Origin of the sequence: Nonomuraea sp. NPDC050556, assembly GCF_044457355.1 — a bacterium.
In the GTDB taxonomy this organism is placed as follows: Bacteria; Actinomycetota; Actinomycetes; order Streptosporangiales; family Streptosporangiaceae; genus Nonomuraea.
In genome coordinates, this window is record NZ_JBITGU010000002.1 from 2,227,619 (window position 1) to 2,252,585 (window position 24,967).

Annotated in this window: 16 protein-coding genes, 2 tRNA genes and 1 pseudogene; 8 read left to right on the forward strand and 11 right to left on the reverse strand. The window is 67.1% G+C overall.

The genetic code is table 11. The annotated features are described in order from the left end of the window. Nucleotides 1-6: 6 nt before the first annotated feature. The 5 genes from ACIBG8_RS28765 (at nt 7) to xerC (ending at nt 3,981) form a co-directional block, all read left to right on the forward strand. Complete coding sequence (locus ACIBG8_RS28765; RefSeq protein ID WP_397346057.1) at nt 7-657, forward strand: DUF2637 domain-containing protein; 651 nt, start codon at nt 7-9, stop codon at nt 655-657. A gap of 16 nt (nt 658-673) precedes the next feature. After that, nucleotides 674-1,003, forward strand: a complete 330-nt coding sequence (locus ACIBG8_RS28770; protein ID WP_397346058.1) for a hypothetical protein — start codon at nt 674-676, stop codon at nt 1,001-1,003. Between the two features lie 199 nt (nt 1,004-1,202). After that, the gene (locus tag ACIBG8_RS28775; protein WP_397346059.1) at nt 1,203-2,510 is read left to right on the forward strand and encodes a replication initiator; all 1,308 of its coding nucleotides are present in this window, start codon (nt 1,203-1,205) and stop codon (nt 2,508-2,510) included. After that, nucleotides 2,507-2,692, forward strand: a complete 186-nt coding sequence (locus ACIBG8_RS28780; protein ID WP_397346060.1) for a helix-turn-helix domain-containing protein — start codon at nt 2,507-2,509, stop codon at nt 2,690-2,692. The genes ACIBG8_RS28775 and ACIBG8_RS28780 overlap by 4 nt, the downstream gene beginning before the upstream one ends. Further along, the gene (gene xerC, locus ACIBG8_RS28785; RefSeq protein ID WP_397346061.1) at nt 2,692-3,981 is read left to right on the forward strand and encodes a tyrosine recombinase XerC; all 1,290 of its coding nucleotides are present in this window, start codon (nt 2,692-2,694) and stop codon (nt 3,979-3,981) included. Before ACIBG8_RS28780 ends, xerC begins: the two co-directional genes overlap by 1 nt. A gap of 70 nt (nt 3,982-4,051) precedes the next feature. Here the strand turns inward: xerC and ACIBG8_RS28790 are convergent. The 7 genes from ACIBG8_RS28790 to topA form a co-directional block, all read right to left on the reverse strand. Beyond that, nucleotides 4,052-4,125 (reverse strand) — tRNA-Thr (locus ACIBG8_RS28790). A 56-nt stretch (nt 4,126-4,181) separates the two neighbouring features. Further along, the gene (locus ACIBG8_RS28795; protein ID WP_397346062.1) at nt 4,182-5,531 is read right to left on the reverse strand and encodes an alpha/beta hydrolase; all 1,350 of its coding nucleotides are present in this window, start codon (nt 5,529-5,531) and stop codon (nt 4,182-4,184) included. After that, nucleotides 5,515-6,333, reverse strand: coding sequence for a stage 0 sporulation family protein (locus tag ACIBG8_RS28800; RefSeq protein WP_397346063.1), 819 nt, complete (start codon nt 6,331-6,333; stop codon nt 5,515-5,517). The genes ACIBG8_RS28795 and ACIBG8_RS28800 overlap by 17 nt, the downstream gene beginning before the upstream one ends. Nucleotides 6,334-6,373: 40 nt before the next feature. Further along, entirely contained in the window at nt 6,374-7,552 is a 1,179-nt protein-coding gene (locus ACIBG8_RS28805) for a DNA polymerase III subunit delta' (protein ID WP_397346064.1), read from the reverse strand. Between the two features lie 9 nt (nt 7,553-7,561). Then, a complete protein-coding gene (tmk, locus tag ACIBG8_RS28810) occupies nt 7,562-9,583 on the reverse strand; it encodes a dTMP kinase (protein WP_397346065.1) in 2,022 nt (673 codons plus the stop codon). Between the two features lie 76 nt (nt 9,584-9,659). Next, nucleotides 9,660-11,087, reverse strand: coding sequence for a metallophosphoesterase (locus tag ACIBG8_RS28815; RefSeq protein WP_397346066.1), 1,428 nt, complete (start codon nt 11,085-11,087; stop codon nt 9,660-9,662). Nucleotides 11,088-11,124: 37 nt separating this feature from the next. Then, nucleotides 11,125-13,818 (reverse strand): type I DNA topoisomerase, encoded by a 2,694-nt coding sequence (gene topA, locus ACIBG8_RS28820; protein ID WP_397346067.1) that lies wholly within the window; start codon nt 13,816-13,818, stop codon nt 11,125-11,127. Nucleotides 13,819-14,017: 199 nt separating this feature from the next. Between topA and ACIBG8_RS28825 the strand changes: the two genes are divergently transcribed. After that, the gene (locus ACIBG8_RS28825; RefSeq protein WP_397346205.1) at nt 14,018-14,185 is read left to right on the forward strand and encodes a DUF5703 family protein; all 168 of its coding nucleotides are present in this window, start codon (nt 14,018-14,020) and stop codon (nt 14,183-14,185) included. A gap of 169 nt (nt 14,186-14,354) precedes the next feature. Here ACIBG8_RS28825 and ACIBG8_RS28830 read toward each other — a convergent pair whose 3' ends face one another. The 3 genes from ACIBG8_RS28830 to ACIBG8_RS28840 all read right to left on the reverse strand — a co-directional run bounded on the left by ACIBG8_RS28830 (nt 14,355) and on the right by ACIBG8_RS28840 (nt 18,527). Continuing rightward, entirely contained in the window at nt 14,355-16,262 is a 1,908-nt protein-coding gene (locus ACIBG8_RS28830; RefSeq protein WP_397346068.1) for a chaplin family protein, read from the reverse strand. Between the two features lie 307 nt (nt 16,263-16,569). Further along, the gene (locus ACIBG8_RS28835) at nt 16,570-17,049 is read right to left on the reverse strand and encodes a hypothetical protein (protein ID WP_397346069.1); all 480 of its coding nucleotides are present in this window, start codon (nt 17,047-17,049) and stop codon (nt 16,570-16,572) included. A gap of 203 nt (nt 17,050-17,252) precedes the next feature. After that, nucleotides 17,253-18,527 (reverse strand): M20/M25/M40 family metallo-hydrolase, encoded by a 1,275-nt coding sequence (locus ACIBG8_RS28840; RefSeq protein WP_397346070.1) that lies wholly within the window; start codon nt 18,525-18,527, stop codon nt 17,253-17,255. Nucleotides 18,528-18,637: 110 nt separating this feature from the next. Between ACIBG8_RS28840 and ACIBG8_RS28845 the strand changes: the two genes are divergently transcribed. Next, a tRNA-Leu gene (locus tag ACIBG8_RS28845) sits at nt 18,638-18,723 on the forward strand. 526 nt (nt 18,724-19,249) lie between these two features. Here the strand turns inward: ACIBG8_RS28845 and ACIBG8_RS28850 are convergent. After that, nucleotides 19,250-20,359: pseudogene (locus tag ACIBG8_RS28850) on the reverse strand (recombinase family protein); the annotation flags it as partial. A 467-nt stretch (nt 20,360-20,826) separates the two neighbouring features. On the opposite strand from ACIBG8_RS28850, the gene ACIBG8_RS28855 reads away from it, so the two are divergent. Beyond that, the gene (locus ACIBG8_RS28855) at nt 20,827-24,816 is read left to right on the forward strand and encodes a hypothetical protein (RefSeq protein WP_397346071.1); all 3,990 of its coding nucleotides are present in this window, start codon (nt 20,827-20,829) and stop codon (nt 24,814-24,816) included. Nucleotides 24,817-24,967 lie beyond the last annotated feature (151 nt).

The window sequence follows — 24,967 nt, forward strand, 5'->3', positions numbered from 1 at the left end:
GCAACGATGCGACGCCTAACCACCTGGCTCCTGGACACCGGCCCCATCGTCGTCCTGGCCGCGATCGCGGGCGCTGGATCGTTCACCCATATCCGCGACACCGCCACCGACCATGGCCAAACCGGCTGGATGTCCTGGGCCGTCGCCGTCTGCATCGACCTCACCTGCGTCATGGCCGCCCGCGAACGCCACCGCGACAAGCACACCCAGCGAGTACGGCGAGGCCTGGCCTCCTGGCCGACGCTCGTCCTCACCGGCGGAATCGTCCTGTCGCTGGCTGCCAACCTCCAACAAGCCACCCCAACCCCCTGGGGCTGGATCACCGCCGCAACCCCCGCCGGCGCCTTCCTCACCGCCGTCTCCATGCTCGAACGCCGAGCAACCGCCCCTCGCCCCAGCCCCGAGGAATCCCCGGCACACACGCCCGTCCTCCCCGCAGAGCCCGCGGTGCCGCTCGTCCCAGAACCTCAGGACGACCAGGACAGCCAGGACGAGACCCCAGGACCGTCCCCGGAGCTCGTCGACTACGCCCGCCGAGTCGCTGACGAACACCACACCCGACACGGCAAACCCATCACCCGAGACGCCCTACGCGCCCGCATGGGTGTCTCCAACCAACTCGCCTCCGACCTGCTCCGCACCCTCCGGACCGCCTGACAGAAAGGAGCCCACCATGACCCACACCGACCACCGAAACGAGATGATCAACGGCCTGCTCGACCTCGCCGCCTTCCTGGAAGCCAACCCCGACGTGCCCATCGGCACCAGCGGCATCGTCCTCAACTACTTCCCATGGCAGAGCACCGATGCCGAGTCCTTCGCCGAGATCGACCGCATCGCCGCGCTGCTCGGCACCCAGGTCGAGCCCAACAAAGCCCCGCGCGAGCACTACCGGACCACTGTCAACTTCGGCCTCGTCGAATACGCGGCCGTCGCCATTCCCACCGATGCAGTCGCCCGGCACCACGCCGAAATGACCTACCACGGCTGCATCCAACCGTGACCCCACACCACCGCTGCTGCACCTGCAACGGCACCGGAATCGACGCAGACAACAACACCTGCAAAGACTGCACTGGCACCGGAATCGACAACCACGGCGCCTAGCAGTAGCGCCCCCGGCCTGGCCGTACATCCGCCAAGACACACGCCAGGTCGGAGGCCATCCCCTCACCCGCAACGAGTGAAAGGAGACCTTCATCATGCCCGCCAACCCCATCAACGCGCACGCAATCCAGGAGGCAATCACCCGACTCAACACCCCCGACTACGACCGCTGGGCCACCCAGATCCGCCATACGAACGCCTGCCGCAACCCCATCCACCTACGCGGCCACCTCACCCACCACGACACCACAACCGGCGCCATCCTGAGCCGCTACACCACCCGCACCGAACCGAACGGCATCCTCCGCATCCCCTGCAAGACCCGCCGCGCCTCCCGCTGCCCATCGTGCGCCGAGACCTACCGCACCGACACCTTCCACCTCATCCGCGCGGGCCTAATCGGCGGCAAAGGCGTCCCGACATCCGTCAGCACACACCCGTGCCTGTTCGTCACCCTCACCGCGCCCAGCTTCGGCCTCGTCCACACTCGCCGCGAACCGCACCGATGCCATCCCCGCCGTAACCCAACGGTCTGTACGCACGGCTCCACGATGGCTTGCACAGCCAGGCACCAACGCGACGACACCCGTCTCGGTGAGCCGCTCTGCCCTGGCTGCTATGACTTCGCGGGCACCGTCCTGTTCAATGCCGTCTGCCCCCTGCTGTGGAAGCGCCTCACCGACGCGACCCGCCGCCAGCTCGCCAAATGCGGCGGACTCACCCTCACGGAACTGCGTCACCACGCGACCCTGTCCTTCGCCAAGGTCGCCGAATACCAGAAGCGCGGCGTCGTGCACTTCCACGCCGTCACCCGCCTCGACGGCCCAGACGGTCCCTCGACGTCTCCGCCGCCCTGGGCAACGGCTGAGGCCCTGGCCCACGCCGTACGGCACGCCGCAAAGGTCGTCTCGGCCACCATCCCCGGATACGAGGAGCAGCCCGCAAGAACCCTGCGCTGGGGCACCCAACTCGACATCCGCCCCATCACCCTGCACGGCGACCTCACCGAACAAGCCGTCGCCGCCTACGTCGCCAAGTACGCCACCAAAGCCACCGAATGCGTCGGCATCCTCGACCAGCGCCTGAGCCCTCTCACGGACCTGACCACGCTGCCCATCCACGACCACGCCCGCCGCCTGATCGCCGCCTGTTTCAGCCTCGGCGCCCTCGACGACCTGGCGCACCTCAACCTCATCCACTGGGCGCACATGCTCGGCTTCGGCGGCCACTTCTCCACCCGATCGCGCCACTTCTCCACCGACCTCGGGACGCTCCGCCGGGAGCGCCAGGACCACGTCAGCAACGCCCCAGAAGGCAGCTACGCGACCGGCCATTGGCACTACGTCGGCCAGGGCCTCACCGCCGGAGAGAAGCTCCTCGCCGCCTCGGTAGGCGCCAGATGAGCGACGACGACATGCTCACCGTCCCGGAGGCGATGGCCAAGCTCAAGATCAGCCGCTGGACCCTCTACAACCTCCTGCGCTCCGGCGAACTCGGCTCCGTCCTGGTCTCCCGCCGCTGCCGCCGCATCCCCGTCTCCGCCATGCACACCTACGTGACCCGACTCTGCGAAGGGGCCGCCTGATGCCCGCCAAGACCGCCCTCGCAACGCCAGAAGAGCCCGAGAAGCGCCCCCGCAAGCCACGCACCCGTGCCAACAAGGAAGGCTCCGTCTTCCCGTACAAGAACGGCTGGGCGGGCTACGTGTGGGTCACCACCCCCGACGGCGACCAGAAGCGTAAGTGGGCCTACGGCAAGACCCGCGAGGAGACCCACGAGAAGTGGCTCAAGCTCCACGACCAAGCCTCCAAGGGACCCGTGCCGACCAAGCACGAAGCCGTGGCGGCGTTCCTCAAGCGCTGGCTCAGGGAGATGATCGAGCCCAACCTCGAACCCACCACCTACGCCACGTACGAGACGTTGTCACGGCTCTACCTGATCCCCGGCATCGGCAAGAAGCGGCTCGACAAGCTCACCGTCCGCGACGTCCAGACCTGGCTCAACACCCTCACCAAGCTCTGCACCTGCTGCGACCAGAAGAAGGACCACAACCGGCCAGCCAACAAGCAGAAGTGCTGCGCAAAGGACGCCTGCTGCCAGGACACGCCATCACGCGGCACCATCGCCAGCATCCGGCGCATCCTTCGCTCCGCCCTCAGCAACGCCATCCGCGAAGAGCTCATCACGAAGAACGTCGCCAGCCTCACTGTCCTGCCCAACCCGAGCAAGGTGACGAAGAAGCCTCGCCAGCACACCACGTGGAGCGTCGACGAAGCTCGCCGCTTCCTCGAATACCTCCGCAGTGTGGACGACCCCCTGTTCGCCGCCTACGTCCTGGTGCTCCTCCTCGGCCTGCGCCGTGGCGAGGTGCTCGGGCTCGTGTGGAGCAGCATCGACTTCGACGGCGAGGAGCTGACCATCGACCACCAGCTCACCCGCGTCGGTGGTCGCCTGCTCCACCGCGACAACACCAAGACCGAAGGCTCAACGGCTGTGCTCCCCCTCCTCGGGCTCTGCATAGCGGCGCTGCAGGACCGCCAGGAGATTCAGGCCGCTGCCTGCAAAGAGGCCGGGAAGCAGTGGCAGGAGAGCGACCTCGCCTTCACCACCAAGCACGGCACCCCGATCGAACCGCGCAACTTCAACCGCTCGTTCGCCATGCACTGCCGCAAGGCGGGCGTCCCGCTCATCCGCGTCCACGACACCCGCCACACCTGCGCCTCGCTCCTGGCTGCCCTCGACGTGCACCCGCGGGTCGCGATGCGCATCCTCCGCCACTCACAGATCTCCGTGACCATGAACGTCTACACCCAGGTTCCATCACCGGAAACCCGCAAGGCGTTGAAGCGTCTGAACAGCCGGTTGACGCGGTAGCTGTATTTCGTAGCTGTACAAGATCAGAAAAGGCCCCCCGCGATCATCGCGAGGGGCCTTCTACCTGCTGAGCCGCCTTCGGGATTCGAACCCGAGACCCCTTCATTACGAGTGAAGTGCTCTGGCCGACTGAGCTAAGGCGGCGTGCCGTACAGCATGAGAAAGTCTACAGGAGTCCGACGGGTTCTCGCTCCTCCTGATCAGTTGATGTCGGGACAGACCGTTCCCGGCGTCGGTGGGCGGGTGGTGATGAGGTACGTGTCCACCGCATCGTCCACGCAGGTGGATCCGTTGAAATAGGCCGTATGTCCGTCGCCCTCGTACGTCAGCAACACGCCTGAGTCCAGTTCAGAGGCCAGTGCGCGGGACCACGCGTAGGGGGTGGCCGGGTCGCGGGTGGTGCCCACGACGAGGATCGGCGGAGCGCCGTGGGCCTGCACCCGGCGGGGGGTCAATGCGGGTTTGGCTGGCCAGTAGGTGCAGGGGAGGGCGCTCCACAGGAAGAACGACGCGAATGGGCCTGGGGCTGCTGGGATGGTGTTGGGGTATGGGCCGTCTATGCAGTTCACGGCCATGTTGGCTTCGGTCTGGTTCGTGTAGGTGCCGTCCTCCTGGCGGCCTACGAGGTTGTCGGCGTTGCGCAGCAGCAACGAGCCGTCTCCGTGGGCTGCCTGGTCCAGGGCCTGGGTCAGTTGGGGCCAGGTGGTTCTGTCGTAAAGGGGGGTCAGGGTGCCCAGAGTGGCCAGGGATTCTGTCACGGGGCGGGCGCCGCCGCCCTCCAGAGGGCTCCTGTCAGTACGGCGGAGCAGGTCGGACACCCCCGAGGGGCAACAAGCCGCGAGGGCGGCTGCGAAGCCCTGAGCCTGCTCCAGGTTCAGACGCTCGCGGTCCAACGCCGGGTCCAGGGCGCCGTCCAGGACCAGCGCTCGCACCCTTCCCGGAAACAGGTCCGCGTACAGGGCGCCGAGCAGCGTGCCGTACGACTTGCCGAGGAAGGTCAGGCGCGGCTCCCCCAGCGCCTCCCGCAGCAGGTCCAGGTCGCGAGCGCCGTCGAGGGTGCTCAGGTGCGGCAGCAGCCGTCCGGACAGCTTCTGGCAGCCCGCGGCGAAGCCCGAGGCGGCGCGGCGCAGGGAGGAGACCTCGGCGGGGGTGTCCGGCGTCGCGTCCATGGCCAGGAAGGCGTCGAGGGAGGAGGGAGGGAGGCATCTCACGGGCGACGACGCCCCCACCCCGCGGGGGTCATATCCGACTATGTCGAAGCGATCCCTGAGATTTCCGGAAAAGGAGCTCAGGGCGGCTCGCGCGTAATCGATGCCGGACACTCCAGGACCGCCGGGGTTCACGATGAGTGTCCCGATGCGTTCCCCCGAGGCGGGCAGCCGGATGACGCTGAGCGAGATCTGCGGGCCGTACGGTTGCGTATGGTCGAGCGGAACAACCAGTCGCGCGCACTCGAAGCCGTCACCACACGAACGCCACGCGAAGTCCGGCGCGGCGCACCCAGAAACCAGCAGCACCGCGACCAGCGCAACCCTAAACAGGCTCCCCATACGTAGAGTCATATGCCTTACGCGGCCCGCACACGCTGGCTTTGGAGCACGCGCACCGCCGCCCACCGTCGTTGAGCCGCACCACCACCGAGTCGGACGGCACGTTGTGCCCCACGACCGTGCCGTCCCCCTGCGGCGTCTCGACCGCCGCCCCCACCCGAGGAGCGGACGCCCGGAACTCCTGGTAAAGCGGGTGCTCGTACTTGAGGCAGCACATCAGCCGCCCGCACGCCCCCGCGATACGCAACGGGTTGACCGGAAGGTCCTGGTCCTTGGCCATCCGCACCGAGACGGGCTCGAAGTCCTTCAGGAACGTCGCGCAACACAGGTCGCGCCCGCACGGCCCGATGCCGCCCTGCAGCCGCGCCTCGTCGCGCGGCCCGATCTGCCGCAACTCCACCCTGGCCCGCAGGTTACGCGCCAGATCGCGCACCAGCGCCCGGAAGTCGACGCGGTGCGGCGCCGAGAAGTAGACGGTGTAGACGTTGTCCGCGTCCAGGTAGTCGACCCCGACCACCTTCATCGGCAGCGTGTGCCGCTTGATGAGCCGCTTCGACACGCTGCGCGCCTCGGCCCTGCGCTTCTTGTTGGTCTCGTCGCGGCCCAGCTCCTCCTCGCCGGCGATCCCGGCGCAGACGGGCAGGCCGTCGATGTCCTCGCTGGTGTACTGCGGCGCCCACACGCACTCCGCCACCTCGGGCCCCGCGTCGGTGGGCACGAGCACCTTGTCACCCACCTTCGGGGTGTGCCCGCCGGGATCCAGGTAGTAGAGCCGCCCATATCGGGTGAAGCTCACAGCCATGATCATTCCCATGGGCTCGTGCTCGCCTCCAGCCGGGGTCCTATCCACCCACCCTAAGCGACAGTGTCATGGCCTCCACAGCGATCTGGGGGTTGACATTGGCGTCGAGCCGTTCCCGGCACAACATGATCGCGTCGATCCGCCGCAGCGTGTCCTCAGGCGAGGACCCGCGAGCCAGCTGATCAAGCTCGAAACGATGGTCGTCGTTGGCCAGCTCCACCGAGGCGCCGAACTGCATCGCCAGCACGTCCCGGTAGAACACGACGAGCTCCAGCAGCGCCGCGTCCAGCGAGTCGCGCTTGATGCGCGTCGCCCGCGACTTCTGCCGGTCCTCCAGCTCCTTCAGCGCCCCCGCGCCGCCACGCACCAGGCCCCTGTTCAGCCCCTTGCCCGTCGACCCCTCGCCGTAGAGCTTGCGCAGCTCGGTGGTCTCGTTCTCGTTGAGCGCGGCGGTGGCCGAAGCGGCCTCCTCCTCGGCGGTCTTCACCAGGCGCTCGGCGGCCGTGATGCACTCGCCGACCCCGCTCAGCGCCTTGGGGATCGCCAGCACGGCCTCGCGGCGCTGCCGTACATCCGGGTCGAGAGCCAGCGCGCGCGCCCGGCTCATGTGCCCCTGGGCCGCGCGCGCGGCGAACTGGGCCATCTCCCACGGCACGTTGTCCCTGGTCGCGAGCGTGTGCGCGACGGCGGACGTCGGCGGCGTCACCAGCGTGACCACCCGGCAGCGCGACTTGATCGTGATGATCATGTCGTCGGCGGCCGGTGCGCAGAGCAGCCACACGGTGCGCGGCGACGGCTCCTCGATCGCCTTGAGCAGGGCGTTCGCGGCCGATTCCGTGGCCCGGTCGGCGTCCTCGAACAGGATCACCCGCCAGCGCCCCTGCGTCGGCGCGCCCGCAGCGCGCAGGATCAGCTCGCGGGTCTGCTTGACGCTGTAGGAAAGACCTTGGGGGCGTACGGTCTCCAGATCGGGATGCGAGCCGATCATCACCTGGTGGCACTGGTCGCAGTGACCGCACCCCGCGTCAGGGCACAGGATCGCTGCGGCGAACGCCCGCGCCGCCTCCTCACGCCCGGAACCGGGCGGCCCGGTGAACAGCCACGCGTGCGTCATGCCCGCGCCGCGACCGCCCCTGACGACCTCGCCGGCCGCCACAGCGGCACGTGACAGTACGGCTGTCGCCTGGTCCTGGCCCACGAGGTCATCGAAAACGGTCACAGGGCAAGGCTAGTCGCGGATCGCGGGCATCGTCCCCGTGATGTCCTCCGACTCCTGCGGCACCGGGTCGGGCAGGATCTCGCGCGCCCGGTCCTGGATCAGCCGGGTGATCTCCTCCGAGGCCAGCGTGCCGTCCACGACCAGGTAGCGGTCGGGGTCAGCAGCCGCCAGCCTGCGGAACTCCTTGCGCACCGCCTCGTGGAACTCCAGCGGCTCCGACTCGATCCGGTCGGCAGCGCCGCCCAGCCGCGTCAGCCCGATCGACGGCGGCGTGTCGATGAGCACGGTCAGGTGCGGCACCAGCCCGCCGGTCGCCCAGGCGTTGACCTTGGACACGTCGGCGGGGTCGAGCGACCGGCCCGCGCCCTGGTAGGCGAGCGAGGAGTCGACGTAGCGGTCGGAGACCACGATCGCGCCCCGGTAGAGGGCAGGCCTGATGACCTTCTCGACGTGTTCCGCCCGGTCTGCTGCGTACAGCAGGGCCTCCGAGCGGGCCGACAGGCCGCGCTCCGCGGCGTCGAGCAGGATCGCGCGCAGCCGCATGCCGACCTTGGTCGACCCGGGCTCGCGCGTCTGGACGACGTCGAAGCCCTGGTCGCGCAGCCAGATGGCGAGCAACCGCGACTGGGTGGTCTTGCCGGAGCCCTCGCCGCCCTCGAACGCGATGAACACGCCGGGCGTCTCCTCGACGGCCTCGCTCGCCGGGCGCTCGCCGCGCAGCGCGGCGATCAGGTCCTCGGAGAGCGAGACGCCCTTCCTGTCGTCCATGTGGCGCAGCGCGAGCACGCCGACGACCGTGGCGAGCACGCCGCCCACCAGGAGCACCAGGTTGGCGCCGTCGAAGGTGTAGGAGATCGTGCCGAGCTGGAACAGGTGCGAGCCGAACAGCGCGGCCAGCGGGTTGGCCACCGCGACCACCAGCAGCAGCGTGACGCGCGCCGTCGACTGCAGGAAGGAGAAGGTACGGCCGCGCAGCGAGTCTTCCACCTCGAGGCCGATGAGCGTGTAGCCGATGATCCACGCGATGCCGGCGCACGCGCCGAGCAGCACGGTCAGCATCACCACGATCACGAGGTTGTGGATGAGCGCGATCGCGGCCAGCACCAGGCCCGCCACGACGATCGCCAGGCCGAACAGCCGCCGGCGCGACAGCTCGCGCAGCAGCCGCAGGCCGAAGAACATGCCGAGCGCCATGCCGACGAAGACCGCGCCGAACACGATGCCGTACGCCGCGTCGCCGCCGCCGAGCGCGACCACGTAGACCTTCGCGACGCCCACCACAGCTCCGCCCGCGGCGAACGCGCCGAGCATGCCGATGATCAGGCCGCGGATCAGGCGGTTGCCGCCCACGAACCGCCAGCCCTCGCCGATCTGCTTGATCACCGAGGGCGCCGAGACGGCGCCGCTGCGCCGCGGGATGTCGCGCAGGGTGAAGATGAGCCCGGCCGAGACCAGGTAGGCGCACGCGTTGATGATCAGCGCGAGCCCGGTGCCGGACAGCAGCCGCGAGTCGCCCGGCGCCAGATCGCCGATCACCGACAGTGCGGCGAAGAGCGCGGCGGCCACGGGGGCCGTGCCGTACGTCACCAGGAGGTTGAGCTGGTTGGCCTGCTCCAGCCGCTCCTTGGGCACCAGGTTGGGCACCGTCGCGTCCTTGGCCGGCACCCAGAACAGGTTCACGCACTCCACGAGCAGCGTCGCGACGATCACCCACTGGTAGCTGTCCACCAGCGGGATCGACAGCACCACGGCGAAGCGGGCGAGGTCGGCGAAGACCATTGTCAGCCGCCGGTCGAACCGGTCGGCGAACGCCCCCGCCAGCGGTCCGAGGAGTACGGCAGGCAGCATCTTGGCGACGAAGACGCCGCCGATCGCCAGCGACTGCGTGCGGAAGTCGCTCTGCACCAGGTTGCCCGCCAGGGCGGTCAGAGCCACGATGTTCAGCCAGTCGCCCAGGCTGCACACCGACATGGCCGTCCACAACCGGCGGAAGGGCGCGTACGCCAGCACATGTGCGGGTCTGCGGCTCATAGTTTCAGGGTATCCAGGTGCTCGCTCGGACGATCCGGACAGGCTGACAGTATTACGTCAGGCTGCGGTGCGCGGGCTACACACTCTTGAATTCCAGCATGGTGATCTCGGGAGGCGCGCCGACTCTCACCGGCGGACCCCAGAACCCTGCCCCGCGCGTGACATAGACCTGGACGTCGTCGACGGTCGCCAGGCCTGAGACGACAGGTTGCTGGAGGGGTACGACGAGGTTGAAGGGGACCATCTGGCCGCCGTGGGTGTGGCCGGAGAGCTGCAGGTCCACGCCGAACTCTGCGGCGCGTTTCACCTGGACGGGCTGGTGGGCCATCAGCACCACGGGTCTGGAGGTGTCTCGGCCGCCGAGGGCCTTGTCGAAGTCGGGGTCGCCGTTGACGTCGTTCACCCCGGCCAGGTCGAGGACGGCGCCCTTGTGGGTGATCTCGGTGCGTTCGTTGCGCAGGGATCTGACGCCCAGCTGGTCGAGCTCCTGGACCCATTCGTCCGGGCCGTTGGCGGTGTAGTACTCGTGGTTGCCGGTCACGAAGTAGGAGCCGTAGCTGGATTCGAGGCTTTTCAGGGGTTTTGCGAGGTGACCGAGCTCTCTCACGGTGCCGTCGACCAGGTCGCCGACGATGGTCACCACGTCGGCTTCGAGTTCGTTGATCATGCGGACTATGCGCTGGGTGTGGGTGATGCCGGTGATGGGGCCCAGGTGGATGTCGCTGACCACGGCGAAGCGCAGGCCGTTCAGTCTGGGGTCGAGGGCTGGCATGGGTACGGTTACCCGCTCGATGACGGGGTCGCCCAGGGCGGTGCGCACGCCGTACCCCACGGTGCTGATCGCGGCGACGCCTGCGGCCAGGGCTGTGGCTCGCCCGAGAAAGAGCCGCCTGCTCACGTCGGGGTGCTGCCTGTCCTGGTCGGCCGCCGTTGTCGTCGCGCCGAGCTCCACCGACCCACGCCCCGCCGACCCGGCGCTGGAAACGCCCGCAGGACTACCGGCCGACACAGCCGCCCCCACCGACCCGGCACTCGAAACCCCCGTCGGAGCGGTGCCCGGAGAAGCGCTCGTCGTGCCGATGCCCGGAGAAAGGTCCGCCCCAGCGGCGCTGGAAACCCCGGAGAGGCTACCGGTCGGCGCCGCCGCTGCCGCGACGTCCGCTGCCGTCGTGCCCAGCGCCGTCGCGTCCGCCGACTGCGCGCGTTCCGACCGCCTGATCGCCAGGAGTGCGAGCGCGCGCGGGATCTCCAGCACCACCAGGAAGACGACCAGGTAGAACATGATCGCCAGCCACATGAACCCCGGCCAAGCCAGCCAGTGCCCCTCGCCCAGCCGCGACCCCACCAGCGTGGCCGGGACCAGCAGCCCCAGCCCCACCAGCACCCACGTCAGCACCCGCCGCGCCCGCCCGGGCAGCGTCGTGCCGCGCACGAGCCGCCGCCACAGGTAGTAGTGCACCACGGCGACCACGACGAAGACGGTGGCGGCGAATCCCAGGATCACGCCGCCATGCTACGAGGTCAGACCGACAACTCCGCGCTCAGGACTTGGCCGCCGGCTTCTTCGCCGGAGCCTTCTTCGCAGCGGGCGCCTTCTTGGCCGGAGCCTTCCGCTTGGGCGCAGGAGCCCGCTCACGACGCTCGGCCAGCAGCTCAGCCGCCCGCTCCGTCGTGATCTCCTCCACCGAGTCGTCCTTGCGCAGCGACGCGTTCGTCTCGCCGTCCGTCACGTAAGGGCCGAAACGCCCCTCCTTGACGACGATCGGCTTCTTGGACGCCGGGTCCTCACCGAGCTCGCGCAGCGGCGGAGCGGCAGCGCCGCGACCGCGCCCACGCGCCTTGGGCTGCGCGAACAGCTCCTTGGCCTGCTCGATCGAGACCGTCAGCAGGTCCTCTTCCGAGGTCAGCGACCGCGAGTCGGTGCCCTTCTTGATGTACGGACCGAACTTGCCGTTCTGCGCCGTCACCTGCTCGCCCTCGAGCTCGCCCACCACGCGCGGCAGCGACAGCAGCTTCAGCGCGTCCTCGAGCGTCACCGTGTCCAGCGACATCGTCTTGAACAGCGACGACGTGCGCGGCTTGACGGCCTCGGCCTTCTTGGTGCGCTTCTTCGGCGTCTCCTCTGCAGGAGGCTCGGGCAGGATCTCGGTCACATACGGGCCGAACCGCCCGTCCTTGGCGACGATCACGTTGCCGGAGACCGGGTCGTTGCCCAGCGGCCGGTCGCCGGTCGGCCGCGAGAACAGCTCCTCGGCCTTCTCGGCGGTCAGCTCGTCCGGCGTCATGTCCTCGGGGATGTTGACCCTGGCGCCCTCACGGTCGAGGTACGGGCCGTAGCGCCCCACCCTGATCATGATGTCGCTGTCCCTGATCGGGAAGGAGCTGATCTCCTTGGCGTCGATCTCGCCGAGGTCGGTGACCATCTCCTTCAGACCCTCGTCGCCGGACTCGCCGTAGTAGAAGCGCTGCAGCTCGGGCACGCGCTCGGCACGGTCGTTGGCGATGTCGTCGAGGACCTTCTCCATGTCGGCCGTGAAGTCGTAGTCGACCAGGTTGCCGAAGTGCTGCTCCAGCAGGTTCACCACGGCGAACGCCAGGAACGACGGCACCAGCGCGGTGCCCTTCTTGAACACGTAGCCGCGGTCGAGGATCGTGCCGATGATCGAGGCGTACGTCGAAGGACGCCCGATCTCCCGGTCTTCCAGCTCCTTGACCAGCGAGGCTTCGGTATATCTGGCCGGCGGCTTGGTCGAGTGCGCGGCCACGTCGAGCCTGCTCAGCCCGAGCGGGTCGCCCTCGGCCAGGTTCGGCAGCCGCTTCTCCGAGTCGTCGCGGTCGGTCGACGGGTCGTCGGCGCCCTCGACGTAGGCCTTGAGGAAGCCGTGGAAGGTGATCGTCCGGCCGGAGGCGGTGAACTCGACGTTCTCCCCGGCCGTGGACGCACCGGCGACCTTCACCGTGACGGACTCGCCCACGGCGTCCTTCATCTGCGAGGACACCGTGCGCTGCCAGATCAGCTCGTACAGGCGGAACATGTCGCCCAACAGTCCGGTCTCCCCCGGCGTACGGAACTCCTCGCCGGACGGGCGGATCGCCTCGTGCGCCTCCTGCGCGTTCTTCACCTTGCTGGCGTAGACGCGGGGCTTGTCGGGCACGTAGGCCGCGCCGTACAACTTGATCGCCTGCGACCTGGCGGCCGCGACGGCGGTCTCCGACAGCGTGATGCTGTCGGTACGCATGTAGGTGATGAAGCCGTTCTCGTAGAGCCGCTGGGCCACCTGCATGGTGTATTTCGCCGAGAAGCCCAGCTTGCGGCTGGCCTCCTGCTGCAGGGTGGTCGTCCTGAACGGCGCGTAGGGCTTCCTGGTGTACGGCTTGCGCTCGACGGACTTCACCGCGAACGTCGAGCTCTGCAGCCTGCCGGCCAGCTCGCCCGCGGCCGCCTCGTTGAGGTGCAGCACGTCGGCGTTCTTCAGGTTGCCCGTGCTGGCGAAGTCGCGGCCCTGGGCCACGCGCTTGCCGTCGACCGTGGTGAGCGTCGCGGCGAACTCGCGCGGCGTCTCCTCGGGCTTGTTGGAGTCGAACAGCGCGGAAAGGTCCCAGTAGTGGGCGGCGGTGAACGCCAGGCGCTCCCGCTCGCGCTCGACCACCAGCCGCGTCGCGACCGACTGCACGCGCCCGGCGGACAGGCGAGGCTTGACCTTCTTCCACAGGACCGGGCTGACCTCGTAGCCGTAGAGGCGGTCGAGGATGCGCCTGGTCTCCTGCGCGTCGACGAGGCGCAGGTTCAGGTCGCGCGGGTTGGAGACCGCGTCCTGGATCGCCTGCGGCGTGATCTCGTGGAAGACCATGCGGTGGACGGGCACCTTCGGCTTGAGCACCTCGCGCAGGTGCCACGCGATGGCCTCGCCCTCGCGGTCCTCGTCAGTGGCGAGGTAGAGCTCGTCGGCGTCCTTCAGCAGCTGCTTGAGCTTGTTGACCTGAGCCTTCTTGTCGTGGTTGACGACGTACAGCGGCTCGAACTCGTGCTCAACGTTGACACCGAGGCGCGCCCAGGACTCCCCCTTGTACTTCTCGGGGATGTCGTCGGCCTTCTCCGGAAGGTCACGGATGTGGCCGATGCTGGACTCGACGACGTAGCCACGACCGAGGTACCCCGCGATCGTCTTCGCCTTGGCCGGCGACTCGACGATCACCAGGCGGGTTCCGCCGGCGCTGCCGTTGTTAGCTGGCACGCTGCTTCCTACCTCGCTGTTCGCTTGCTGAATCCCCCTGCCGGGAGCGGGCACAGACCTGAAAGGTAACCCGGATCGCCGGTTTTTCCTTCCCCCGGGGCTACCCACTCGCTTTCGGGTCCACCCACAAACACGCAGAATAGGCCCCACCGAGCCTGACTCACTCTGGAGACTAATCGTTGTGCTGGACTACTCCTACATGGATGTCTACATCCCGCGTGGCATCTCGCGCGAAGCCGCACGTCAACTGCTGACTGAACACGCAGAGTACGGCCAGTGGGAACTTGCCCGCGTACGGAAGTACTCCGATGGAAGCCGTCATGTACGACTACGTCGCAAGATCATACGTGTACGGCGAACTTTGTGACCGCATGCCAGTGGCCGCGCCCACATTTTCGTGGACACGGCCCGGTGTACGGTGACCGGCTCCGCTCGCACCTGGCGCCGATCATGGCTTTGCCCGCCCCGGGCCGCGCCCCCGAGACGGGCAAAGCTTCTTTAACTACTCACTGGCTGTGAGCAGAAGCTGAGGGGTTTTACTTCTTGCCGAGCCGCACCCGGCGGGTGGTCGCGAAGAGCGTCGCGGAAGCGGCGAACATCGCGCCCAGCACCAGGGCCAGCAGCGAGCTGGAGTTCATCCCGGTGACACCGGCAGGCTGAGCGGCGCTCATCAGGCCGAGGCCGCCGACGGGCAGGCCACCGGCCGCGGAGCCGACAGCGCCGCCGACCGGGGTGGAGGCGACCAGCGAGGTGGCCGGGCCGAGGGCGGACAGCGGGCTGCCACCGCTCTTGGGCTGGGCCTTACCGGCCGTGGGCACCGTGGGGGCGCCGGGCAGACCGGGCAGGGCGGGGAGCGCGGGCAGGCCGAGCGAGCTGGGCAGGTCGCCCACGACGGGCAGGGCGGGCAGCCCGGCGCCGCGCATCTGCTGGGTGATGTTGCCGGCGTCCTTGACGGCGCTCAGGGCCGGGACGACGGGCAGGGCGGGCAGCAGGCCGCTGCTCTTGTAGGACTTGCCGGGACGGCTCCAGTGGTCGTAGCCGTCACCCTCTTCCTCGACCGGCTTGCCGACGCGCGAACCGCCGAGGCACCCGGCGGCAGCGTCACCCAGGACGGCCACCGCGTTGCCGCAGACGTTGATCGGAGCGGTGATCGGAGCGACCACCTGGTTGCCTGCCAGCACGCCCGACTTGCCGGACGTGGTGTTGCCGCCGCCGCCGACGCCGTCCTGCGGGTTGACGGTCGCGCCGCCCTTGCAGTGGGCCTCGGACAGCCCCAGCGCCGCCACGGCGTTGCCGCAGGCGTTGATCGGAGCGGTGATCGGGGCGACGACCTGGTTGCCCGAGGCGACGCCCGACTTGCCGGAGGTGGTGTTGCCGCCGGCGCCCTTGCCGCCGTTCTTGACCGAGACGCCGCCCTTGCAGCCGGCGAAGGCCTCACCGGCGAGTGCCACGGCGTTGCCGCAGACGTTGACGGGAGCGGTGATCGGCGCGACCACCTGGTTGCCGGACAGGACGCCCGACTGGCCGGACGTGGTGTTGCCACCGGCGCCCGTGCCGGACTTGGTGTTCTCGACGCTGCTTCCGCCCTTGCACCCGGCGGGGGCGTTGCCGACGGCGTTGCCGCAGGCGGTGATCGGCAGGCTGATCGGCGCGATCACCTGGTTGCCGCTGCCGGCGCCGAAGCGGCCGTCAGTGTCGTTGCCGCTGGAGCCGCCCTGCGAGCCGTGCCCGCTCTGGTAGCCGTGCCCCGGAGGGGTCTTGCCGCCGCCACCGCCGTTGGTCACGGACGAGCCGCCCTTGCAGCCGGCGAAGGCCTCGCCGAAGACCGCGATCGCGTTGCCGCAGATGTTGATCGGGCCGCTGATGGGCGCGATGACCTGGTTGCCGCCGAGCGCGGAGTTCTTGCCTGAGGTGGTGTTGCCGCCGGCGCCGACGCCGGTGTTCTTGACGGACGAGCCGCCCTTGCAGCCGGCGGTCGCGTCACCGAAGATGGCGAGCGCGTTGCCGCAGGCGTTGATCGGAGCGCTGATCGGCGCGGTGACCTGGTTGCCGCCGAGGAGGCTGTGGTCGCCGTTGGTCTTGTTGCCGCCCGCTCCGCCCTTGCCGGAGTTCTTGACGGTGGCGCCGCCCTTGCAGCCCGCGTCCGAGCTGCCGAACAGCGAGATCGCGTTGCCACAGGCGTTGACCGGCGCGCTGATCGGCGCGTTGACCTGGTTGCCGCCGAGCACGCTTCCGTTGCCCGATGTCTTGCCTGGGATGCCGCCCTTGGCGGTGTTCTCGACCGAAGCGCCGCCCTGCGACGTCGCCGAGGACTCGCCGGCAACCCCGACGGCGTTGCCGCTGATGTCGATGGGCAGAGAGACCGGGAGATTGACCTGGTTGCCGCCACCAACGGAGGAGTTACCGGAGGTGTCGGCGACAGCGGTGCCGCTGCCGAAAGACATGACCGCTGCCGCGAGTAGAGCCGCGGGGGCCGATGCCTTCGCCCACGTACGCATGATGAATGCTCCTAGTGGTTCTTGGGGGGATACCTGACGGTTCGCGGGCATGCCGAGGGCAAGCGGGGTCGACGGACTCACCGCACAGCGGAGCCCTCAGGGATTTCGCGAACCAGATGGACTGACTGGGAAAGGTCGTCGCAGGAGGGCTTCCAGCCCCGCGCTGCCGTTGCCTTCATCCACCGGAGGGGCTCAAGCCCACGCTCCGGCGTACAACCTGCTCTTGCTGAGCCTCGCTCAGCGAGCGTCGTGATCAGTCAGGTGAGAAGGAAGGGTCGTCCGCCGCTGTGCGGACGACGGGGGGAAGCAGGCACGCCAGGGGGGCGCACTGAGCTTCGAGCCGCGGGTCGAAGACGGACCTCGCGGCATCCCCGTTGCCAGGCCCTGACGGGCCGCTGCCACCGCCGGTGGGCACCAAACCGTTGGTGCCCGCCATCTTTCCGTCGGTGGAAGGTGCGGGAAGGCCAGGCTTCGACTGGCTGGTCAGCCCGTCGACATTGAGCCCGGCCATCGCCTCGGCGTTGTCCATCGCCGAAGCGGGTGTGCCGACCGGGGGGAAATCGTCCGTGACGGACCCGGTCTGTGCCGCTGTTGTTGCTGGCGCCGCGGTGGTGTCCGCGGCCGCCGGAGCGGCGCTGAAGAGCATGGCGAGCAGCCAACCGGCGGCCATCAGGCCGCCTACCGTGAGTGCTCGTGCGATGACCCGACGGGCGCCGGCCGCGAACCGCGCCATCCGGCCAGCCCGATCGGAAATCGCTGCCTGGGACACGGGCACGCAGGGCGCGACCAGGGGCGATGCCCCTTGGTGCTGCACCGGCGTGCGTGCCACGTGACCTCCCGAGCTCCAGAACCGACCTCACATGTGAGGCCGGTCCGTGGACTCACCCCTCAACGGTCCGTAACCATAACAGCACCCAGCGTTGCTGCAAGAGGTTTTCAGCAGAGACCTAGGAAGCGGTCAAGGACCCGTACCCCAAACTGCAGCGAATCGACCGGCACCCGCTCGTCCACCCCATGAAACATCCCGGAAAAGTCCAGGTCCGCCGGGAGGCGCAGCGGCGCGAAGCCGTACCCCGTGATACCGAGCCTGCTGAACGCCTTGAGATCCGTCCCTCCGGACAGGGTGTACGGCACGACCTTGCCCTCGGGGTCCTCGTCGAGGAGCGCGTCGGTCATGGCGCGCACCAGGGGGCCGTCGAAGCCGGTCTCCAGCGCCACCTGGTGCTGGACGAACTCCCTGCGCACGTTCGGGCCGAGGAGCTCGTCGATGGTGGCGAAGAACTCCTCCTCGTAGCCAGGCAGGAACCGCCCGTCGACGACCGCCTCGGCGCTCGTCGGGATGACGTTCGCCTTGTATCCGGCGTCGAACATGGTCGGGTTGGCCGTGTTACGGAGAACCGCCCCGATCATCCGCGCCAGGGGCCCCAGTTTCTTGACGGCCTCTTCCGGGTCCTCCTCGTGGAGGTTCAGCTCCTGGAGAAGCCTGCGCACGGTCGGCGTCAGCCGTACAGGCCACTCGTGACGACCGATCCTGGCGACGGCCTCCGCCAGGTCCGTGACGGCGTTCTCCAGATTGATCATGGACCCGTGTCCCGCGCGGCCCTGCGCGGTGAGCTTCATCCAGGCCATGCCCTTCTCGGCGGCCTCGATGAGGTAGTAGCGCTGGTCGTTCAGCGACACGCTGAACCCGCCCACCTCGCCGATCGCCTCGGTGACGCCCTCGAACAGCTCGGGATGCTTGTCGACCAGGAAGTTCGCCCCATAGGCGCCGCCCGCCTCCTCGTCGGCGGTGAACATGAGGACGACGTCCCGCTGCGGTTTGCGGTTCTCCCTGAGGCGCTGGCGCGCGACGGCGAGGATCATCGCGTCCATGTCCTTCATGTCCACCGCGCCGCGCCCCCAGACGCACCCGTCGGCGACCTCGCCCTCGAGGGGGTGGTGCTTCCAGTCACTGGCGTCGAACGGGACCACGTCGAGATGCCCGTGAAGCAGCAGCGCGGGCCTGCTCGGGTCCTCCCCTTCGATCCGGGCAATGACATTCGCGCGTTTGTCATCGCTTTCCAGGATGGTGGCTTGGAGGCCTACCTCTTCGAGCTTGCCCGCCACGTACTCGGCGACTTCGCGCTCACCGGGGCCGGCGTTGTCACCGGCGTTGGTGGAGTCAATGCGGATCAGGTCACGGCACAGGTCTACGACCTCTTGTTCGGCCATGGATGCTCCTTCAGATGTGGTGGCGTGGAATCACGGTATGACGCAGTGCTCAGAGTTTGCTAACCTTGGCATCGCCGACGCGGGATGACGGTCTCGCGTGCAGGCACCAAGTCCGGGTGGCGGAATAGGCAGACGCGCTAGCTTGAGGTGCTAGTGCCCTTTGCGGGGCATGGGGGTTCAAGTCCCCCCTCGGACACGCACTCTTTCACTATGTGAGGGTTGAGGATCACCTCGGCCCTCACTTTTGCTTTGCGGGGCAGGTAGGTCAGGCTGAGGCCGAGGCGCTGGTAGATCGGTGCCTTGAGGTCGGTCGGCGCGCTGCCGACGGCTCTGGCCATGTCGCCGATCTCGGTGATCGCGGCGGTGATCTCTTCTCTGGTCATCTTCGTTCTCCTTGTGGTGGTGCGGAGCTCGGCTTGGAGCCTGAGTCGTTCGGTCTTGGTCTCGGTGATCCACTTGCTGATCTCTTCGAGGTCGCCACCCGCTTCGATGGCGGCTCGGTAGCGGGTCATCTTGGATTCGACCTGGGCGAGCTTGGTGCGGGCGATCTCGGTCGCGGCGTCATGGGTGGCGTCGACTTGGTCGGCGTAGATCTCGTCGATGGTCTGGGCGAGTCGGTGCGGCGCGAACACCTTGCACAGCCAGCGGTCGACCCTGGGGAGGATGGCGTCTTCGCGCAGGTAGACGTTGCGGGGGTGGTCGAGCTTGTTGCCGATCGCGTACTCGCGGGGGAAAGTGCAGCGGTAGTAGGGGGCGTTGTTGACCCATTGGCTCTGCATCTTCCGCTCGCAGATACCGCAGATCATCCGGCCCTTGAAGGCGTAGGGGTGTTGGGTGCGGTGTTCCTTGTGCTCGGTGGTGGAGCCACGGCCTGCCAGGATGTCTTGCACGTCGCGGAAGGTCTGGTCGTCCACAACCTGTGGATGAACGATGTGCTCAGAGAAGATCCACTTGTCGTTGTCATTCCAGCGCATCTTCGTCGTGTGGCCGAGCGTGACGTCCTCGACGTTGATCAGCACCTCGTCCTTGCGCTGGCGGTTCCATACCTGGCGGCCGGTGTAGCGGGGGTTGGTCAGAATGGCCCGGATGGCGCTCTTGGACCAGGCGATGCCTGAGCGGTGCCGGTTGCGCTTGGGATCGTGAGCTGAGGGGCACGGGATGCCGTCGCGGGTCAGTCCCTCAGAAATGGCGAACAGACCCTTGCCCTCTAGGAACTCCTGGAAGATCCGCTGAACCACGAGGGCGGCGTAGGGATCCACGTCCAGCCCTCGGAGTCGCTTGCCGTCAGCCGCCTTGGCCGGGTTGGGGTGCGGGCCGAGGTCGATCAGCGCGTACCCGTACGGCGGACGTCCACCGAGGTAGCGGCCTTCGATCTCGGCCATGGCCGCCATCGCTGTCCGGACTCGGACCTTGATCCGGTTGCGCTCGCCTTTACTGACGCCGCCGAACATGAGCATGATCAGCTCGTGGGCCTCGTTGGTGGGGTCGATCGGACCCCCAACCTCCGGCACCCACAGGGGCACGCCGTAGTGATTGAACAGTTCGAAGGTGTTGCCGAACTGGTTGCCGTAGAAAGCTCGTTGGGGTTCACCCACCACCACGGCTTCAAAGCCCCGGTCTGGGCGCCTTAACTGGGCCAACAGCGCACTGGCCTCTGGGCGACGCTGAGGCGGAATGGAGCGCGACTTATCCACGTCGAAGAACTCGGACACGATCTCGCCGTCACGCGGCTCAATGAGCATCCTGGCGCGCCGCACCTGCCACGCGCGCGACGCCGCCGGATCCTGCCGGTCCTCAGTAGAGACCCGCCCCCAAAAGGCAAACGGCGTCACGCCCGACCTCCCACCTCACGGAATGTGAACCCCTATGTCCGCGAAGATACGGAGGTCACAGCGTTTTGGGAGGTCAGGGGAGGCGGAGTGTGTCCGCCAAGGAGGTAATGAGGGTGATCACATCTAGATCTGTCGGGCGAACGGCGTAGCCTGCTGCCCACCACAGGGCGGAAGAGTCGCGTGGCCAGGGCGAGATTCTTCGAATCTGTGCGTGCCCCTCGTGCAGTGGGTCTACATGCACACGAGGCCTCGCGCACTTCCACACCAGGGGCTTCACTGTTGATCGGGTTGGTGGCTGCTCCGCTGCCCTCGTGGGAGACTGGCCACCCGTTGGAGCATCGATCCTTGGACATCGCGGCGGCTCGGGATGACTGCAGCTCTCAGTGAGACGGTGATGACCTCTGACTTCTACAGGTAGCGCCAAGGGTCACGCGAGCGCCTACTCCACAGGCGGTGGCGGTACGGTCTTGGAGCACGCCTACGGCGGCGCTCTCTTGGCCTGGCTGCTCCTCCAGATGCCCGTTCCGGGGCTCGGCAGCGACGTAACCCCCATCGAGGTGCACTTTCAGCAAGCGGCTGCCTCGACCGTCGACGACCTTGTCGTCACGGGGCAGTGCGCGATCGGTGTGCGGAAGATGTTCATGGGAGTGCGGCGCAACCCGGTCATTGGGCCGAGTAGCGCATCATTTGTCACTCTCATGGTGGACTACCTGCGGATGCTCGAGGAGCACCGGACAGAGTTCGATGCTGATCTGTGGAGGCTGGCTCTCGCCGTCGCTGGTCCTCACCCCGCATGCCAAGAGGTCAAGGAGCTTGCGGAGTTCGCCCGGCGCCAGCCCGATGATCTGGCTTTCCGCGATGCGGTAAAGGTGCCGAAGGCTGTTACGGGCAAGGTTCGAAGGCGGCTCGCCCTCGTGGATGACGTCGTGGCGGCTGCTGCCGCTCAAGGCGGGTTGCCTACGACAGACGAGCTCACGTGGCGCCTGCTGAAGGCGCTTCGCATCATCGAGTTGCGCCTTGAGGGCGACGATCCGATCGATCGCATGCACATCGTCGGAAATCTGATGATGCGCGTCGCTAGCGCCCCTGAAGCGAATGACCTGTGGCACCACTTGGTCGGTCTCTCGGCTGGGTATGCGACGAAGTCTGCCCGGGTCACCATCCCCATGCTCCGACGGGATCTCAGTTCCAGCTTCCTCTTGGTGGAGACGGGCACACAACAGGTGCCAGACCAACAAGAATTCGACGATCGACTGGCGAATCTCCCCCCGGTCTCGGCTCCGCGCCTTCGGCAAGCCTGGCGGGATGAGCCAAGGCTTACCTGGCGCCTTGTGACGGCCTTGACGAGCATTGATACTCCTCCAGCGGAGGTAGTGCGCGCGTGGGAGAGCACGATGCCTGCCTGGTTGCTCGATGCTCCCTGGCAGGTGCAGGTCGCGGCTGCGGACTTAGCCGTTGGCTATGGAGGACGGATTCTTGCCGCAGATCTCTTCCGTAACGCAGCAGCCGGGGAGGCCGATAGAAGGGGCTACTGGCTCGCGCGGGCGGCCGTTCTCTATGACGAGGCAGAACGCCCTGCCGACGCTGCCACCACACTGGCCGAGCTACGGACTTCCGACGCAGCCATAGACGGCTACTCGCGCGCCGTCGACGCGTTCTTCAAGGGCGACACCTATTCCGCGTCACGCCAGTTGGGTTCATGGCGTCCTCAAGATCCAGTCGATCGAGGACAGAAGGTAGGGCTACAGCTGCGCATTTTGTCCGCGCCGAATGGCACCGCCATCATCAACCGCGCGGTACTCGACGAAGGCATTCAGCTGCTTCGCTCCGTTCTTCGAGAGGAGTGGTTCACGGGCTTGGCCGTCGCATGCGCACGTTGGCTGCTTCTCCGAGTGCGGCGCAGCGAGTCGACGAACTCCGACGCGGATCTACGGGAAGCCAAGGATCTCGCGCTACGCGCGCGTAACAACCGCCGAACATACCGAGGCGACAGCGTCGAGCCAGCCGAGCTTGCCTGTCAGGCGGCCACTTTCAACGCCGACCTCAACTCAGCCATTGCGATAGGTACGGTGGGCATCGACGGTGCGACCGATGATGAAGCCGCTTCACCGAGGATCCGCGAATACATAGCCATTTCGGCGACACAACTTGGCAACCTGGAGCTCGCGGAAGACTGCATCAGCCACGTCGCTCATGCTCCGACCCGAGCCCGCCTCGACGCCCTCCTAGCCCAGGCGAGAGGGGATGGCGCGCAGCCCCACTGGAGGCAGGCGGTCATCTTGGCCGATGATGACGAACAGCTATCGCAGGCCCTGGTCGGGTTGGCCCGCTCAGGATCAACCGATCTCCCGAGGATTGACGAATTCGCCACTCGCCAGCCGGAAGCCGCGATCGAAATCCGTGCTCTACACGAACTGACAACCGGCGACACCGCCGCCGCGATCAGTCGTCTTCGAACACGACGGCGCGTCTCAGCAGGGGCCGCGTTCGCCTTAGCCAAGGCATACGAGGCCACTGGCGATATAGATCAACAGGTCCGCACATTGATGGACGCCGCGGAAGACTTTCGCGAGCCTTCGTTCAAGCTCAATGCCGCCGAGATCTTGGCGCGCGCTGGACGTACAGATGAGGCGACACAGCATCTGAACACCCTGCTGGCCACCGCTCCCGGCGACTGGAGCGACCGGCGAGATGCGCTACGTCTAGCAGCTGAACTTGCCTACAACGATCAAAGTCTCGAACGCGCTTCCGAACTGCTCCAGGCAACCCTGAACATCGAGCCCGATCACGTAGAAACACGCTGGGCCCTAGTTCGTCTGCTCGTTCAGCGGGGCTACCTACATGACGCGTGGAACGCCTTCCGCGATGCGCCTCAGCCCCTCGATCCATCCAGCACCTCCGAGGGCGAGTTGTGGGTGCATCTCAATCGCCGTTTCGGTGACCCCGAGGAGACGACAGCAGGTTGCCTGCGACTGCTTCGCAGGTTCGGCGACTCCGAGCGGTTCAGTGCGTTCGTGCTGACCAATCTCATCATGCCGAGCCCCCGAGCAGAGGAACGCTCGGAAGTCCAGATCGCACAAACTCAGGCCCAGATGTCGCTCTTCTTCGACCGATGGCCAGAAAGTCGCTTCATCGCGCGCAAGCAGACCGCTGACCTCGAGGCACTCGCGGAAGAGCTGACCGATATGGTCCGGCCCAGCGATGAGGCGCTGCTCGAACGCCGTCGAATGGTCTATGGCCTGCTCTTGGGAGCGGTGCCGCTGCCCTTCTTCGCGGGGGCATCGCGACGCAGCCTCGCGGAGGTCATCCTCAGAAGGGGTGTGGGCGTTCTTCCTGCCCGGCATCCAGACCCGCAGGAAATAGCCGCGTGCGCTAGAGCAGCTTCAGCAGCAGCCGACCGTGATCTGGTCGTTGACAGCAGCGCTCTCGCATCATTCGTTGTCCTACCACAAGTGGTGCGCGAAGCCATTACTCAGCGCTTCGCGAGAGTGTTGACCACGGACGAAGTGAAACGCGATGCGTTGGTCGCTTGCGAGACTCTTGCTCTTCGGAGCACAGATACGATGTTCTACAACGAAAGGGCCAGAGCCAGACAATTCGCATCCATCTCGGATGATGAGGCAGGCCGCTTGGCACGTGACGCACAAACACTTCTTGAAGCAGTCGATACGCTCGCAAGGTATCCCCGCCCTGTGGTCCATATGGTTGATACGGGTGAATCCGCGGCGTTGGGAGCATGGGTCTCCACTGTTGACCTCGCCAAGGCAAGAAACACGACTCTTTGGAGCGATGACCCGTCGCTGCGCGCGATTGCGCGACAGTTCGATGTGGATTCCACATCAACTCCTGCGATACTGAATTATCTCGCCGATCAGCGAGTCATTACCTCTGAGCAATACGAGGAAATTGTTCGGGCTCTGATTCGACGTGGAATCGGCATGTTCCCAATGGTGGAGCAGCGCCTGATTGAGCTGGCAGAAGACGACCGATGGGCACCTCGCTGCGTGGCTGCAGTATTTAGCCACCCCGCTGCCTGGACCAGCATGGCGCACACAGCCACCATCTTCGGCAAGATTCTTACTCAGGCTCGCACAGGGAACCCAGAAGTAATCCCCTCATGGCTCTACTGCGCGACACAGGGTACGGTGCTCGCCAGCCAGGACGACGCTGTGGCCTCAGACGCTGCTGCTCGGCTCCTCACCCTCACTCTCCACATAGCTGCTGCCCAGGGGGAACGCGCACAGTTGATCGTGGAAGCAAGTCGTTCAGCAATAGAATATGTTGCCGACCCCGATAGGGCTCCAATTCCCGACCCGCTGTCAACCTGCGCGATTTTGCTCAGAGACAGTTACAGCAAGGTACTCCCATTCGGACTCGCCACTCGGTACGTGATCGGCATCTTCTCCTCACATTCCGAAACCGACCGCGGGTCGGTGGTGCGAGCTCTGCTTCGCTGAGGGGGTGAACCGCCCAGCGATGACCTCGTGCTCTGGGCCACGAATGCTGTTCTCGCTGGCTTGCTATTCGTGGCAGGAGGGTCCGACCGCGCCCTTCGCCTTCACCTTGTCTGACTGGGCCGCTATGGAACTCGTAGATGGTGCCGGTAGT

Bases quoted from the DNA above. Each gene is read 5' to 3' on its own strand.
- ACIBG8_RS28765 (WP_397346057.1), top strand. From the start codon at position 7: ATGCGACGCCTAACCACCTGGCTCCTGGACACCGGCCCCATCGTCGTC.
- ACIBG8_RS28770 (WP_397346058.1), top strand. From the start codon at position 674: ATGACCCACACCGACCACCGAAACGAGATGATCAACGGCCTGCTCGAC.
- ACIBG8_RS28775 (WP_397346059.1), top strand. From the start codon at position 1,203: ATGCCCGCCAACCCCATCAACGCGCACGCAATCCAGGAGGCAATCACC.
- ACIBG8_RS28780 (WP_397346060.1), top strand. From the start codon at position 2,507: ATGAGCGACGACGACATGCTCACCGTCCCGGAGGCGATGGCCAAGCTC.
- xerC (WP_397346061.1), top strand. From the start codon at position 2,692: ATGCCCGCCAAGACCGCCCTCGCAACGCCAGAAGAGCCCGAGAAGCGC.
- ACIBG8_RS28795 (WP_397346062.1), bottom strand. From the start codon at position 5,531: ATGGGGAGCCTGTTTAGGGTTGCGCTGGTCGCGGTGCTGCTGGTTTCT.
- ACIBG8_RS28800 (WP_397346063.1), bottom strand. From the start codon at position 6,333: ATGGCTGTGAGCTTCACCCGATATGGGCGGCTCTACTACCTGGATCCC.
- tmk (WP_397346065.1), bottom strand. From the start codon at position 9,583: ATGAGCCGCAGACCCGCACATGTGCTGGCGTACGCGCCCTTCCGCCGG.
- ACIBG8_RS28825 (WP_397346205.1), top strand. From the start codon at position 14,018: ATGGATGTCTACATCCCGCGTGGCATCTCGCGCGAAGCCGCACGTCAA.
- ACIBG8_RS28830 (WP_397346068.1), bottom strand. From the start codon at position 16,262: ATGTCTTTCGGCAGCGGCACCGCTGTCGCCGACACCTCCGGTAACTCC.
- ACIBG8_RS28835 (WP_397346069.1), bottom strand. From the start codon at position 17,049: ATGGCGCGGTTCGCGGCCGGCGCCCGTCGGGTCATCGCACGAGCACTC.
- ACIBG8_RS28840 (WP_397346070.1), bottom strand. From the start codon at position 18,527: ATGGCCGAACAAGAGGTCGTAGACCTGTGCCGTGACCTGATCCGCATT.